The following is a 14,935-nucleotide window of genomic DNA, read 5'->3' as shown; positions in this document are numbered from 1 at the left end:
CTCCGGGAAGGAAGGATGCTTGTCGTGTCACTTGCTGGAAAATAGAGGTCATCATGTCCAAAGTCACAGGTTTCTTTGCCGCGGTTGTCGTGTTGATCGGAATCTCGCCGGTCTGTGCTGACACATCCGGTCGGATCACTGTCACCGGAGAGGGCAGCGCGTTTGCCATCCCGGATATGGCGGTGATCACGATGGGGGCTTCTGCCGAGGCAGATACAGCCAAATCCGCGATGGATCAGACGTCCGAGGTGACGGCGGCGATTCTTGATCGGTTGACCGAAGCCGGTGTTGCCGAGCGCGACATCCAGACATCTGACTTGTCGCTGTCCCCGCTTTGGTCGAACCGCCAATCGTCGGACAACAGGCCGTCGATCGAAGGCTATCAGGCGTCGAACCGGGTGACTGTCCGTGTGCGTGATCTGGATGCCTTGGGAACAATCCTGGATGCGGTTCTTTCGGATGGTGCCAACCAGCTTGGCGGATTGCAGTTCATGGTCGCCGATCCCGAACCGCTGTTGAACGAGGCGCGGGTCAAGGCAGTCGCGGATGCGCGCGCCCGGGCGGAGTTGTTTGCAACTGCGGCAGGGGTCGCACTTGGTCCCTTGATCAGTCTCAATGAAGGTGGTTCGCAAACGCCAAGGCCCGAAATGATGGGGATGGCGCGGATGGCGGATGAAAGCGTTCCTTTTGCGCAGGGGGAAACCGAACTCCGAGCGAGTGTGACACTTGTCTACCAGATCGAGATGGAGTGATCTGCGGGCTATGCGTGCCGTTGGCGCGTGCCTATAGTGATTTTAAAAAGTAAGAGCAGTACCTTCGAAGGATCGTCATGGCCCGCCGTCCGGCACACCCCGAAACTGTCAATATCGTCATCGTCGGTCAAATGGGCCGTCTTGCCTATGAAGCGCTGCTGTTCGCCTTATCGCTCCGGCGGAACACAAAAGACTCGCGCTTCAAACTCTTTGTCGCGGAGCCGCGCCCAGGTCCCAAATGGACGACCGACCCCGGCATCCGACCCGAACCATTGCGTGAGATGCTGCAGTCGCAGGGCGCAAAGATCCTGCCCTTCGACAGCAAGCATTTCGGTAGTGACTATCCCTATGGCAACAAGATCGAAGCCTTGTTCGCCTTGCCGAAAGGCGAGCCCTTCCTGTTCTTTGACACGGACACGCTTGTCACGGGAGATTTGGGGGATGTTCCGTTCGACTTTTCCAAACCCTCTGCATCGCTGCGGGTCGAAGGGACTTGGCCGCAACTCGAACTGTATGGTCCAGGGTATTCCGAGATCTGGAAGTCGCTCTACGATCGGTTCGGACTGGATTTCGAAAGCTCTCTCGACCTGACTCAGCCGGATGAATACTGGCGACGCTACCTCTATTTCAACGCCGGGTATTTCTACTATTCCTGTCCGCATGTCTTTGGGCAGCGGTTTCTGGATATGGCGCTGTCGATCTGGAAAGATACGCCACCAGAACTTGCCTGCCAGCAACTGACACCGTGGCTGGACCAGATCGCGCTGCCGCTGGTGATACACAGTCTGGGCGGCGGACGCGACGCGCTGCCCTCGGGATATCTCGACGGAGAGGTGACGGTCCATTACCGGAACATGCCGCTGCTTTATGCCCGCGAGAGCGACGCCGTTGTCGATCTTCTGGAAGAAATATCGGCTCCGAACCAGGTCAAACGGCTGCTCAAGGATTATGAACCGTTCAAGCGGATGATCTACCAGAACCGGGGTCAAAAGGTGCGTGCTTTGTTCGATCGAGACCACTTGCCAAGCCGGGAACAGCCGATCCGCCAGAAAATCAAGAAAAATGGGTTCTGGATGGTGTGATTTGGTACCGCGCCCTACAAAAAACGCTTTCCTGAAACGTATTTACATACGTCAGTCAAACCGTAACGTGAGACTTGAATATAATCGCTTTGCCTAAGGGACACTTCCGGTCGTCCTGGGTCAGCGTAACGCGTGATGCATTTTGCGGAGATAAAGATGCCATTTCTTTCATCTTTCATTATTGACCCGACAACAGACCCGATCATCGACGTCTTGGTCGACGGTTATGTCTGGGATTTGTCAGAAACGACCACGATAACGTGGGCTTTGGCAGACGGCTTGAACCCGAACCACGTCTGGGATGACCGCAGCGGCGCCATTCAGACCTTTTCGGCCGCATTGGCCACGTTCGAACAGTTCATCGATGTTGAGTTCGTCTACCTCGGGGATTTCACCAGCCCGATCACTGCGGGGCAGGCCGGAGCGGACATCGTATATACTCTAGACAATAGCTTCGTAAACGACGGCACGCTGGCCTATGCCTATTACCCGGGTCCCGAGCCGTTTACGAATTTCGAGCAATATGCGACCGAAGGCGGCGACGTTTTCATGAACTTCTCGAACGAGTTTATCGCTTCATCGAGTTTTCAGCCCGGATCCGATGGGTTCTACACGGTGATCCACGAAATCGGTCATGCGATGGGACTGAAGCATCCCTTCGATTCAAGTCCCGGTCGCCCGACCTTGGACGAATTGGACCAGAACGTCGTGCGCGACCTCGATTGGTTCTCGATCTTGTCATACTCGGATCAGTATGCTGCCGAACTTGAGCGTTGGGATCCGGCCACGCCGATGGTGCTCGACGTTCTGGGCCTTCAGTTCATGTACGGCGTCAATACCTCGACCTTTGCCGGTGACACGACCCACGCTCTAACCAGCGAGGATTATTACTACACGATTTGGGACGCGAGCGGGGTCGACCGTGTGGATGCGTCGGGACAGTCCGAGGGTTGGACGATTTTCCTTCCCGACTTTGCCGCGACCCCATTGCTCGAGACCTTGTCGGGCTTCGCGATGCCATCGAGCCAGTTTGACGGCACCTTGGTCGATAGTGCTCCGACTGAAATGATCTGGCTGATGGGCGATATCGAAAACGCGACAGGTTCGGCGTTTGACGATTGGATCAATGGTACTCCGCTGGACAACGACCTGCGTGGCGGCGGCGGCAATGACGAGTTGGAAGGCTTTGCGGGCAACGACGTGATCGACGGTAACGACGGTCTCGATCTGGCATATTATCCTGGTAGCCAGACATCCTACACGCTGACACTTGGTGCTGATGCAATCACGGTTCAGGACCGTCGCGCAGATGGGGTTGGTACCGACACGCTGCGCAACATCGAGATCGTGGAGTTCTACAGCGAAGACGACAGACAGACCTTGGACCTGCAGCAGTTTGGCGGTCCGGCCAGTCTGTCCGGAGCGGATCTGGAAAGCTTCATTGAGCTTTACATTGCCTATTTCAACCGCGCACCCGATGCGCTGGGGCTGAATTTCTGGGGAACGGCTTTTGCCAATGGTACGACCCTTCAGGAAATGGCGTCGCTGTTCATCGACCAGCCGGAAACCCGTGCGACATATGCGGAAGATTTGTCGAACGAAGATTTCGCAACCGCTGTCTACGAAAATGTTCTTGGCCGTGTGCCGGACCAGGATGGGTTCGAGTTCTGGGTAGGCGTGCTGGATTCCGGTGCAGTCAGCCGAGACCAGTTCATTCTGTCCGTGCTCGAAGGTGCCAAAGCCGATGCACCGGTCGGCGCGTCGCAGGACTTTATCGACCAACAGCAAGCGGATCGCGCCTTCCTCGCCGACAAGACGGATATCGGAGCTCTATACGCCGTGCATCGTGGTATGTCGGACGTGGACAACGCCATCGCCGTCATGTCGCAGTTCGATGGGTCAGAGAGCAGCTTGTCGGAAGCGGTGTCTACGATCGAGCAGCTTTACTCCGCAGCTCTTGACCCGGACACGGGTGCATTCCTGATGCCGGTGGTTGGGGTACTGGACAATCCCTTCGACGCGATTGCATGATGGCGGTCCGGGCTACGGTTGCCCGAGGGGCGGGTTTTGACGTTTTGGTCGCGTAGCCTGCCGCCTGTCCCAAGGAGCAATGCATGGCGGATGCGGTCTGGATCGAACGGTTCCACGGTCTGAGCAGTTTGCCTGCGCCGGTGAAGGCGCAACTGGTCGCTGAGAGCGCGGTGATAAAAGTGCCAGCGGGAAAGACTGTGTTCGGACCGGGAGCTGTGCCGGACAATCTTTTGTTTTTGCTGGATGGCCGCGTGCGGGTGCAGCAGACTTCGGAAAGCGGGCGGGACATTGTGCTGTACCGTGTTGAGGCCGGGGAAAGCTGCGTTCTGACCACGGCGTGTCTGCTGGCGCATGAACCCTATTCAGCTGAAGGCGTGACCGAGACCGACGTGACCGCGGTGGCGATCCCGCGCGGTGCGTTTGACCGGCTCATGGCGTCGTCACAGGAGTTTCGGGATTTCGTGCTGACTGCCTATGCGCGGCGGATCACCGACTTGTTCCGAGTGATCGACGATGTGGCCTTCGGGCGGATCGACGTGCGGCTCGCAGGGCGCTTGCTTGCGCTGGCTACGGACGGGGACGACCTTGCGACCACCCATCAGCAATTGGCCACGGAGCTTGGCACTGCACGCGAGGTGATTTCGCGGGTTCTCCATGACTTCCAGAAACGCGGGTTCGTGGCGCAGTCGCGGGGCAAGATCACATTGCTGGATCGCGACCAGATCGCAAAGCTGGCGGAAAGCGCCTGACCCGATTTGAATGGCGAACCTGCGAATTTTCCCATCACGTCAGGTTAGGTGACAATATCACTGAAGGTCACAGTCCCAAGGCGTACCACAGGGTCAAACCTGATTCTGGAGGACCGCAAAGTGACTCAATATCCTGTGAATATGTCCGTGACACCCGAGGTGTCTGCGCATTTCGACGAAGCCACCAATACGATCAGCTATATCGTGAAGGACCCGACCTCTGACGCCTGTGCGATTGTCGACAGCGTCATGGATATCGACTACGCCGCTGGCCGGATCACCTATGATCATGCCGATGCTCTGATTGCAGAGATTGAGGAGCGCGGTCTCAAGCTGGAATGGATCATCGAGACTCATGTCCACGCAGACCACCTCTCTGCGGCGCCGTATATTCAAGCCAAGCTGGGCGGAAAGATCGGTGTCGGATCGAAGATCATGGTCGTTCAGGACACCTTCGGCAAAATCTTCAACGAGGGCACCGAGTTCCAGCGCGATGGCAGCCAGTTCGACAAACTTTTCGAAGATGGCGACACCTACAAGATCGGCAACATGGACGCCTTTGCCATCTACACACCGGGCCACACCCCGGCCTGCATGGTGCATGTAATGGGCAACGCCGCCTTTGTCGGCGATACGCTCTTCATGCCGGATGGCGGCTCTGCCCGTGCTGATTTCCCGGGCGGGGACGCAGGCACGCTTTACGACAGCATCCAGAAGGTGCTGACGCTGCCCGACGACATGCGGCTCTTCATGTGCCACGACTACGGCCCCAATGGCCGCGACATTCAGTGGGAAACCTCGGTGGGCGAGGAAAAGGCGCACAACATCCATGTGGGTGGCGGCAAGACGAAAGAGGATTTCGTCAAGTTCCGCACCGAACGGGATGCAACGCTGGACATGCCCAAGCTGATCATCCCGTCGCTGCAGGTGAACATGCGCGCGGGTGCGGTTCCGAAAGACAAGGATGGCCGCCCGATGCTCAAAGTGCCGGTCAACGCGCTTTGATCCGACACGTCAACTGCGCGGCGGCTTGGTGCCGTCGTGCAGTTTCTCAAACTTCAGCCGAGTGAGTCCATCACCATGCAATTGAACAAGATCACTGATGCGCTCACCGTGAGCCCGCAGATCACCGCAGACGATATTCCAGCCCTCAAAGACACCGGGTTCCGCGCCATCATCTGCAATCGGCCGGATGGCGAAGGGTCGGACCAGCCGACCTATGAGGAAATCGAGGCAGCTGCGAAAGCCGCAGGGCTTGAGATGCGCTATCTGCCGGTGCAATCGGGCTTGGTGCGAGATGAAGACGCCGTTGCCTTCGGCGCGGCGCTGCGCGACATGCCGGGGCCTGTGCTCGCCTATTGCCGCACGGGCACCCGCTCGGCCACGCTGTGGTCGCTAAGCCAGGCCAAAAAACTGCCGATGGCGGACATCCTCGGTGCGACCAAGGCGGCAGGCTATGACATGAACGGTGTCGCGCGCCGGATTGCCAATGGCGGCAAGACACCGACAGATACCGGCGACGCCAAGTTTGATGTGGTTATCGTCGGCGGCGGGGCCGGGGGCGTATCGGTTGCGGCCAGTCTCAAGGCCCGCAAGCCGGGGCTGTCAGTGGCGATCATCGACCCGGCGGACATCCACTATTACCAGCCCGGCTGGACGATGGTCGGCGGCGGTATTTTTGACGCGCAGGATACAGCCAAGACGATGGGGTCGCTGATCCCGCAAGGTGTGCATTGGATCAAATCGGCTGTCGCCGCGTTTGAGCCGGAAAACGATGCGGTGATCCTCGATGGGTGCCGGGTTGTGAAATATGACCGGTTGGTCGTGTGTCCGGGCCTCAAGCTTGACTGGGGCAAAGTCGAAGGTCTGGAGGAAACTCTTGGGCGCAATGGCGTTACATCGAATTATCGTTACGATCTGGCGCCTTATACGTGGGAGCTGGTGAAGAACCTGAAGAAAGGTCGCGCGTTGTTCACCCAGCCGCCGATGCCGATCAAATGCGCGGGCGCACCTCAGAAAGCGATGTACCTGTCTGGCGATGCCTGGTTCCGCAATGGCGCTCTCAAGAACATCGACATCCAGTTCATGAACGCGGGTGGCGTGTTGTTCGGGGTCAAGGACTACGTCCCGGCGCTGATGGACTACGTCAAGAAATACGATGCCTCGCTCAATTTCTTTCACAACCTGATCGCGGTGGATGGCCCGGCGAAAAAGGCCACCTTTGCGGTTAATGCACCGGACACAGACCCGACCACGGTGGAGGTTGAGTTCGACATGATGCATGTCTGCCCGCCGCAGACCGCGCCTGATTTCATCCGCGTGTCGCCTTTGGCCGATGCGGCTGGATGGGTTGATGTCGATCAAGCCACTTTGCGCCACACGCGCTATGATAACATCTGGTCGCTGGGGGATGTGATGAATGCGCCCAATGCGAAAACGGCAGCGGCGGCGCGCAAGCAGGCGCCCACTGTGGCCGACAATATCGTGGCAGATATCCGGGGACGGTCTGCCGTGGCGCAATATGACGGATACGGGTCGTGCCCGCTCACCGTAGAGCGCGGCAAGATCGTATTGGCCGAATTCGGGTATGGAGGCGCGCTCAAGCCGAGCTTCCCAAGCTATCTGATCGACGGAACCAAACCGTCGCGGGCGGCGTGGTTCCTCAAGGAAAAGCTGCTGCCGCCGATCTATTGGAAGGCGATGCTCAAGGGCAAGGAATGGATGGCCAAGCCCGAGAAGATCAAGGTCGCTGCCGAGTAAACCGTATACTGCGGCCTGTTCGCGCCGCACAACATTTCTGTCGGGCAGGGCCAAATGGTTCTGTCCGCACCCAATTCGAGAAGACCCATGCTCAACCATCTCCGCGGCTACCTCCCGATCCTCGACTGGGGACGGACCTATGATCGGAACGCGTTTTCCAATGACATGATCGCTGCGGTGATCGTGACGATCATGCTGATCCCGCAATCCCTGGCATATGCGCTTCTCGCGGGTTTGCCGCCTGAGGCCGGGATTTACGCCTCCATTGCGCCGATCATCCTCTACGCGATCTTCGGCACCAGCCGCGCCTTGGCCGTAGGTCCGGTGGCCGTTGTGTCCTTGCTGACAGCCTCAGCCGTGGGGCAGGTGGCCGAGGTGGGAACGGCGGGATATGCGGTTGCTGCCTTGACGCTGGCTTTTCTGTCTGGCGCGTTCCTCGTGCTTTTGGGGGTGTTGCGGCTTGGCTTTCTGGCGAACTTCCTCAGCCATCCGGTGATCGCGGGGTTCATCACCGCGTCGGGCATCCTGATCGCGTTCAGCCAGTTGAAGCACCTCTTGGGCGTGTCTGCACATGGACACACCTTGCCCGAACTGCTGCTGTCGATCTTCGAGCATTTGGATCAGACCAACCTCATCACCGTGATCATCGGCGTTTCTGCGACGGCGTTCCTGTTCTGGGTGCGCAAAGGGTTGAAGCCGATGTTGCGGCGTCTTGGTGCCTCGCCGAAACTGGCGGATGTGCTGACAAAAGCCGGGCCGGTGGCAGCTGTTGCTCTGACCACAATCTCAGTCTGGCTGTTCGGGTTGAGCGACAAGGGTGTGAAGATCGTGGGTGACGTGCCGCAGGGGCTGCCGCCGTTCACCTTTCCGGGGTTGTCTCCGGACCTGATCGGTCAATTGCTGATGCCCGCCATCCTGATTTCGATCATCGGTTTTGTGGAGTCAGTCTCCGTGGCGCAGACACTCGCTGCGAAAAAACGGCAGCGGATCGACCCGGATCAGGAATTGATCGGGCTGGGGGCCGCCAATATCGGGGCGGCGTTCACGGGCGGCTATCCCGTCACCGGCGGATTTGCGCGGTCGGTGGTCAACTACGACGCCGGTGCGGAAACACCCGCTGCGGGCGCTTACACAGCAGTCGGTCTGGCCATCGCGGCAGTCGCGCTGACGCCGCTTGTCTATTACCTCCCCAATGCGACACTGGCCGCGACCATCGTTGTGGCCGTTCTGAGCCTTGTCGATTTCTCGATTCTCAGAAAAACATGGGACTATTCCAAAGCCGATTTCACGGCTGTTGCGGCGACGATCCTGCTGACATTGACCATGGGTGTTGAAGTGGGTGTGGCATCAGGTGTCGGTATCTCGATCCTGTTGCACCTCTACAAAACATCGCGGCCGCACGTTGCCGAGATCGGGTTGGTGCCCGGCACCCAGCATTTCCGCAACATCCACCGTCACAATGTGGAAACCAACCCGACTGTTCTGAGCCTGCGTGTGGATGAGAGCCTCTATTTCGTGAACGCGCGCTTTCTTGAAGACCTTGTGCAGGCGCGGGTATCCGAAGGCTGTGCGATCAAGAACGTGATCCTGATGTTCTCGGCGGTGAACGAGGTGGATTTCTCGGCGCTTGAAAGCCTTGAGGCGATCAACCAGCGTTTGACCGAATTGGGCATCGGCCTGCACCTGTCCGAAGTCAAAGGCCCGGTGATGGACCGCCTGAAAGCTACGCATTTCCTGCACGAACTGAACGGACGGGTGTTCCTGTCGCAATATGATGCGTGGCGCGCGATTGTGCCACCTGCCGATACGGACAAAGCGGCAGAGTAGTCAGACCACCACCGTCAGGAGACAGAGTGATGACCCAGACATCGACAGAGACCCAGATGCCGCACAACCGGCTTGAGCATTTCCCGGTGGCGTTCTTCAGCGCGGTGATGGGGTTGATGGGAACATCTCTGGCGGTCGAGGCGGCGGGGTTCGCTACGGTTGGGCATGGAATTGCAGCCTTTGCGGTTGCGGTCTTTGCGACACAGGCTGTTTTCTACATCATCAAGGCTGTCCGCTATCCCGCAGCCGTCGCGGCGGAGTGGAACCACCCGATCAAGCTTGCCTTCTTTCCGGCGATCAGCATTTCGCTGCTTCTGGGGGCGATAGCCCTGCGCGGCACAATGCCTGACTTGGCGGTGATCATCTGGGGGATCGGCGCTGTGGGGCAGGCGGTTCTGACACTGGCCATCGTGACAAGCTGGATCAGCCATCGCGGCTTTGGTGTGGGTCAGATGTCGCCTGCGTGGTTCATCCCGGCGGTCGGCAATGTGATTGCGCCGATTGCGGGTGTGCCCTTGGGGTTTGTGGAGGCGAGCTGGTACTTCTTCGCGATCGGCCTGCTGTTCTGGATCGTGCTGTTGACACTCGTATTCAACCGTCTGGTATTCCACGAACCTTTGCCGGGAAAACTCCGCCCGACTTTGACCATCCTGATCGCGCCGCCTGCGGTGGCCTTTCTTGCGTGGTTGCAACTGAATGGCGGGGTGCTCGATCCGTTGGCGCGGGTCCTCTACAATCTGGCGCTTTTCTTCACAGCCCTCGTGCTGCTTCAGGCGCGGGGGCTCTTGCGGCTTCCGTTTGCGCTGTCCTTCTGGGCTCTGTCCTTCCCCATCGCGGCCATGACGATTGCGTCGTTCAGGTACGGGGCTTTGTCCGGTGCTTCTGTGTTCACCGCGATTGGCTGGACTTTGCTGCTCTTGCTCACCGTCATCATCGCCGGGCTGGTGTGGCGAACCGGCTTGGCGGTGCGTCGCGACGAGATTTGCCAGCCGGAGTAACGCTCTGCGGCAAGCGACGTCAGGCACACTGCTGAGTACGACATCAACCGCAGGTCACGCGCCAGAGCTCTGTGCGCGTACTTGTGCCTGCAGGCAGAATCCCGCCCCCGGAAGCGTTTTTAACTATGGTGGAGTGACCGGCGCTTGTGTCGAAAGAGGTCGATCCGCCACTTTGGATAGTGGAGGTCGTCATACGCACATTTGACCGCACTGCATCCGGCTTACAGACAGGAGGGGAGCAGAAAATAAAAATTCAGATTTCCTTAAGACTGGGCGCTTAGGAACCGTTTGGTTCGGTAAGCCCGGCACCGGAGTCACGATACATGGCATCCACATTCGACGTCCTGTTCTTAGGAACATTGCCCCTGATCGATACGGTTCAGGGTAACGAGATTGCTGAGAATGCGGCCGGTTTGCTGGGCAGCTACGGTACAGTAGCCAACCCGCTGAGCGAGAATGTGCAGACGCTGTCGGCCAATTTTCTGGGCTTCGATGACAACGCGACCTACGACACGGACAACCGTGATTTTCTTGGGCTGATTGCTGAATACAACTCGTTTCGGATCAACGGCGGAACGGCACAAAACTTTGATGCCCTGTCCGTATACGATGCGACCATCACCTATTTCGATGGAACAACCGCAACCATTTCGGCTGTCGTCTTTCAGGACGTTAACGGAAATACCTATCTTGCGCCCGAACTGGCGCTGAATGCCGATCAGGCCGCGCTCACGGCCAAGCCGATCACCTCCCTCAGTCTGAATTCCGTTCTTAACGACAATGGCGACTTGCAAGCCGACCGGATCGCGGGTGATTTCAAGACCGTGGTCGACGGTACGGCTGGCAACGACACGATCACGCTGACATCCGGCTTTGTCGATGGCGACGGGGATTCCATCACCACCGGCGATGACTTCGTTCTTGCCGGGGATGGCAACGATTTCATCAATCCCGACGAAGGGAATGACGTCGTTTACGGTGGCCTTGGAAACGATACGATCGACGGAGGAAACCAGAACGACACTCTCTATGGTGGCGATGGCGCAACTCGATCATCGGTGGAGGCGGGAATGACAGCATTCTCGGGGGCGACGGCGATGATCACCTTCAATCCGGCGGCGGCTCCGATACCGTGTTTGGCGATGCTGGAAATGACGTCATCGCGGTTTCGGATGATCACGACACCAATACGATTGATGGTGGATCAGGCTATGACCAATTGGTCTTCGCCACACCAACCAGCACGTCCGGCGTCACCGTTACCTGGACCGGGGAGGGCGCGGGCACCTACGATTTCAACACGACGACATCCACCGGCACCTTCACCTCAATCGAACAATCGTCGGGCACACTTTATGCCGACACCTACGATGCGTCGGCCACCTCCATTGGTGTCGCCGTTTTTTCGCTTGACGGCGATGATACGCTCATCGGCGGTTCTGGTGCAGACTGGCTTTACACGGACGCTGGCAACGACTCTGTCCATGCTGGTGCCGGGGCTGACACGATTGATGGCGGCGCAGGTGCTGACTACCTCAAGGGCCAAGCCGGGAATGACAGCATTGTAGGCGGGACCGGGGCGGATACGCTCACTGGTGACGCCGGTGCCGACACGGTGGATGGCGGTGCGGACAACGACAGCATCGCAGGGGGCAGCGGGTCGGACAGCCTGCTCGGTGGCGACGGCGACGACAATATCCGCGGCGAAAATATGTGGCTGAACCTGGCGGATTACCCGTCAACGGCAGGAACGGCCACCACGCTGACGGTGACGAACACGGCCGAAGGCCCGATCGAGCTTTGGTATCTCAATTCGAGCAGCGTTCTGGAATTCCGGCAGAGCATCAATGCCGGTCAGACCGTCACACAGGCCGCAACAACGGGTGAAAACTTCGTCCTTCGATCACCGGATGGATTTTATCTGGAACTCATCGAAGGGGGCAATCAAACCGTCGTTTACGGTGCAGACGGGTTGAACGACACAATTGATGGCGGTGCGGGCAACGACACCATCTTTGGCGAATTTGGTGATGACAGTATCGCCGGTGGTGCCGGTGCTGATACCATCGATGGCGGCTATGGCGACGACACAATCCTTGGCGGCACAGGCAATGACAGCCTGACTGGCGCAGACGGGTCGGATCTTTTCATCGTTCAGGATGCGTTTGGACAAGACACCATCATCGGCGGCGAAGGGGCGGTCGATCTTGATACCATTGACCTGACCAGCGTCACAACGCCGGTCACGATCAATTATACCGGCAACGAGGCCGGCACGATCACCGACGGCACCAACACGATCACATTCAGCCAGATCGAACACCTGATCCTCACCGAAGGTGCGGATTTCGTCGAGCCAGTTGCCGATGGCGTCGGCGCGTGGATCGAAGGCCGGGGCGGCGATGACACGATCCTTGGCGGTCAGGGCAACGACACGATCGATGGCGGTGACGGCAACGATTACCTCGAAGATCTGACGGGCAATGACACCATCCTCGGTGGCGCAGGAGAGGACTACCTCAAGGTCGGCAGAGGTAACAATCTGGCCGTTGGCGGTGACGGGGCTGACACGATCTTTGCGATTGAGGGCGGCGCTGACACGCTGGACGGCGGGGCGGACGCGGACTTCTTCGACATCCGCACTCTTGGTAATGTGGTCATCACCGGTGGTGAAACGACAACCGCAGGCGGCCGTGATGTTGACCGGGTCGACATCGGGCCCGACACGGCCGCGCTTACGGTCAACATCACGGGGGCCGAAGCCGGAACCATCAGCGATGGCACCAGCACGATCACGTTCACGGGACTCGAAGAGCTGGATCTTGGCGGCGGCAATGACACGGTCAATGGCGGGTTCGATACGATTGGCCTCATCATTGACGGGGATGACGGGAATGACGTTTTCAACCTGTCGAATACGTCAGGCGCGAACGTTCTGGACGGGCAGGGCGGAAACGACAGCATCTTCTCGGGTAGCGGTAACGATACGATCTTTGGGGGGTCGGGCAGCGACCGGATTGAAGGCGGCGGAGGCAATGACAGCCTGTCTGGCGGTGGCGACAATGACACCATCCTCGGCGGTAATGGAAATGACACGTTGGACGGTGTTCAAGGCGATGACAGTCTTGATGGTGGGTCCGGCGATGACCTGATTTTCGGCGGTGATGGCAACGACACCCTCGTGGCTGGCAACAACACGGGTGCTGGCGATACGCTGGTCGGTGGCAACGGCGACGACATTCTGATCGACAGCTTCTGGAACGCCACTCTCGAGGGAAACAGCGGGTCCGACATCATCCAGGTCGGATATGGCACGGCGACCGTCATCGGCGGCGAGGATGTGTCGGGCACGGATTATGACCGGCTGTCCTTCCAACTCTCCAATGATGCGGCAACTGTCACGTTCACCGGCGATGAAGCCGGGGTTTATACGGACTCGGACGGCGACAGCGGAACGTTCGCCCAGATCGAAGGCGTCAACGGGTCGGATCAGGCCGACAGCATGGACGCTACGCTGGATTCAAGTGGCGTTTTTCTTGCGGGTTTTGGCGGCGATGACACGTTGCTCGGCGGGTCGGGTGACGACAACCTTACCGGTGGAGAAGGCAATGACAGCCTTGTCGGTGGCGATGGCGGCGATGTTATCCTTGGCGACGAGGGGTCGGACACGCTGCTGGGCGGCGCAGGTGACGATTTCCTCGAAGGCGGCCTAGGAAACGACAGCCTGACCGGTGGCGACGGGAACGACTGGTTCCGTTACCCTTCGGGTGATGGCCTCGACACGATCAGCGATTTCAACACGGGCAATACCGGTGCGCTTCTGGACGGGGACACCACCAACAACGACTTCATCGACCTCTCCAGCTATTACGACAGCATCTTCGAGGTTTGGGCAGACCAGGCCGACGATGGCATTCTGAACCAGTCGAACGCCACCGACACCAAGGGCAACACAACCGATTATTCGGACAATACGCAGTTCGGGGCCGGGCAGGGGATCGTGTTCACCGGTGCCACAGCGAACAGCGGCTTTTTCGCCACCGACAACACCGGCGTTGTGTGTTTTGCCAGAGGCACGATGATCCTTACGGAAAAGGGGGACGTGCCGATCGAACGTCTGTCACCCGGTGATATGGTGATCACCCGTGACAACGGCCCGCAGCCATTGGTCTGGGTGGCGTCCCGTAAACTTGGCATGGCCGACCTCACACGTGCGCCCAAACTGCGCCCGATCCGTCTTGCGCCGGACCTGATCGGTGCACATGCGCCCTTGATCGTGTCGCCCCAGCATGCGGTTCTGTTCCGAACCGAAGATGGTGACGAACAGCTGGTTCGCGCCACACACCTCGCGCGGATGCGCGGTGGCAAGGCGCGGGTCATGCAGGGCTGTCGGGCTGTCAGCTATTTCCACCTCGCGTTCGAGGCGCATCAGATCATCTTTGCCAACGGTGCCGCCACCGAGAGCTTTTATCCCGGTCCTCAGGCCGTCAGTGCGCTGGCCGCCGATGCACGGCAGGAAATCTCCGCGCTTTTTCCCGATCTTGTGCCTGCGCGTGCCAAAGACACCTACGGTGCGCAAGCCCGGCAAATCTCCCGGTTCTGTGACTTGCCCGACCATTTGGGGGCACTTGCGCAGGCGCGGTGGTAATCCACGGCATTCGCGCGACTGTCCGCTTCATCCAAAATGCACGTCTGTGCGGACAGTCCCGTGACGGGTTTCCCTTTCGGGAGGCGCG

9 protein-coding genes and 2 pseudogenes are annotated in these 14,935 nt (G+C 58.9%); all 11 read left to right on the top strand.

Features of this window, described 5'->3' with window-relative positions; genetic code table 11:
• The first annotated feature begins 53 nt into the window (after positions 1-53).
• Positions 54-752 (top strand): SIMPL domain-containing protein, encoded by a 699-nt coding sequence (locus ACMVPR_RS07105; protein WP_416882274.1) that lies wholly within the window; start codon positions 54-56, stop codon positions 750-752.
• Positions 753-829: 77 nt separating this feature from the next.
• The gene (locus tag ACMVPR_RS07100) at positions 830-1,834 is read left to right on the top strand and encodes a hypothetical protein (protein ID WP_416882273.1); all 1,005 of its coding nucleotides are present in this window, start codon (positions 830-832) and stop codon (positions 1,832-1,834) included.
• Between the two features lie 156 nt (positions 1,835-1,990).
• Positions 1,991-3,865, top strand: coding sequence for a DUF4214 domain-containing protein (locus ACMVPR_RS07095; protein WP_416882272.1), 1,875 nt, complete (start codon positions 1,991-1,993; stop codon positions 3,863-3,865).
• A gap of 83 nt (positions 3,866-3,948) precedes the next feature.
• Complete coding sequence (locus ACMVPR_RS07090) at positions 3,949-4,614, top strand: Crp/Fnr family transcriptional regulator (RefSeq protein WP_416882271.1); 666 nt, start codon at positions 3,949-3,951, stop codon at positions 4,612-4,614.
• A gap of 120 nt (positions 4,615-4,734) precedes the next feature.
• Positions 4,735-5,619, top strand: coding sequence for an MBL fold metallo-hydrolase (locus tag ACMVPR_RS07085; RefSeq protein ID WP_416882270.1), 885 nt, complete (start codon positions 4,735-4,737; stop codon positions 5,617-5,619).
• 75 nt (positions 5,620-5,694) lie between these two features.
• Complete coding sequence (locus ACMVPR_RS07080; protein WP_416882269.1) at positions 5,695-7,374, top strand: TIGR01244 family sulfur transferase; 1,680 nt, start codon at positions 5,695-5,697, stop codon at positions 7,372-7,374.
• Between the two features lie 87 nt (positions 7,375-7,461).
• The gene (locus ACMVPR_RS07075) at positions 7,462-9,201 is read left to right on the top strand and encodes a SulP family inorganic anion transporter (RefSeq protein ID WP_416882268.1); all 1,740 of its coding nucleotides are present in this window, start codon (positions 7,462-7,464) and stop codon (positions 9,199-9,201) included.
• A 29-nt stretch (positions 9,202-9,230) separates the two neighbouring features.
• Complete coding sequence (locus ACMVPR_RS07070; RefSeq protein ID WP_416882267.1) at positions 9,231-10,199, top strand: SLAC1 anion channel family protein; 969 nt, start codon at positions 9,231-9,233, stop codon at positions 10,197-10,199.
• Positions 10,200-10,522: 323 nt separating this feature from the next.
• Positions 10,523-11,233: pseudogene (locus ACMVPR_RS07065) on the top strand (calcium-binding protein); the annotation flags it as partial.
• A gap of 17 nt (positions 11,234-11,250) precedes the next feature.
• Positions 11,251-11,310: pseudogene (locus tag ACMVPR_RS07060) on the top strand (hypothetical protein); the annotation flags it as partial.
• A gap of 108 nt (positions 11,311-11,418) precedes the next feature.
• Positions 11,419-14,847 carry a Hint domain-containing protein gene (locus ACMVPR_RS07055; RefSeq protein WP_416882266.1) on the top strand — a complete coding sequence of 1,143 codons (3,429 nt, stop codon included), beginning with the start codon at positions 11,419-11,421 and terminating at the stop codon, positions 14,845-14,847.
• Positions 14,848-14,935: the final 88 nt, after the last annotated feature.

This window comes from Marivita sp., assembly GCF_048006345.1.
In the GTDB taxonomy this organism is placed as follows: Bacteria; Pseudomonadota; Alphaproteobacteria; order Rhodobacterales; family Rhodobacteraceae; genus Marivita.
Note: the sequence above shows the minus strand (reverse complement) of the source record. Positions and strands in the feature narration are given on the sequence as shown.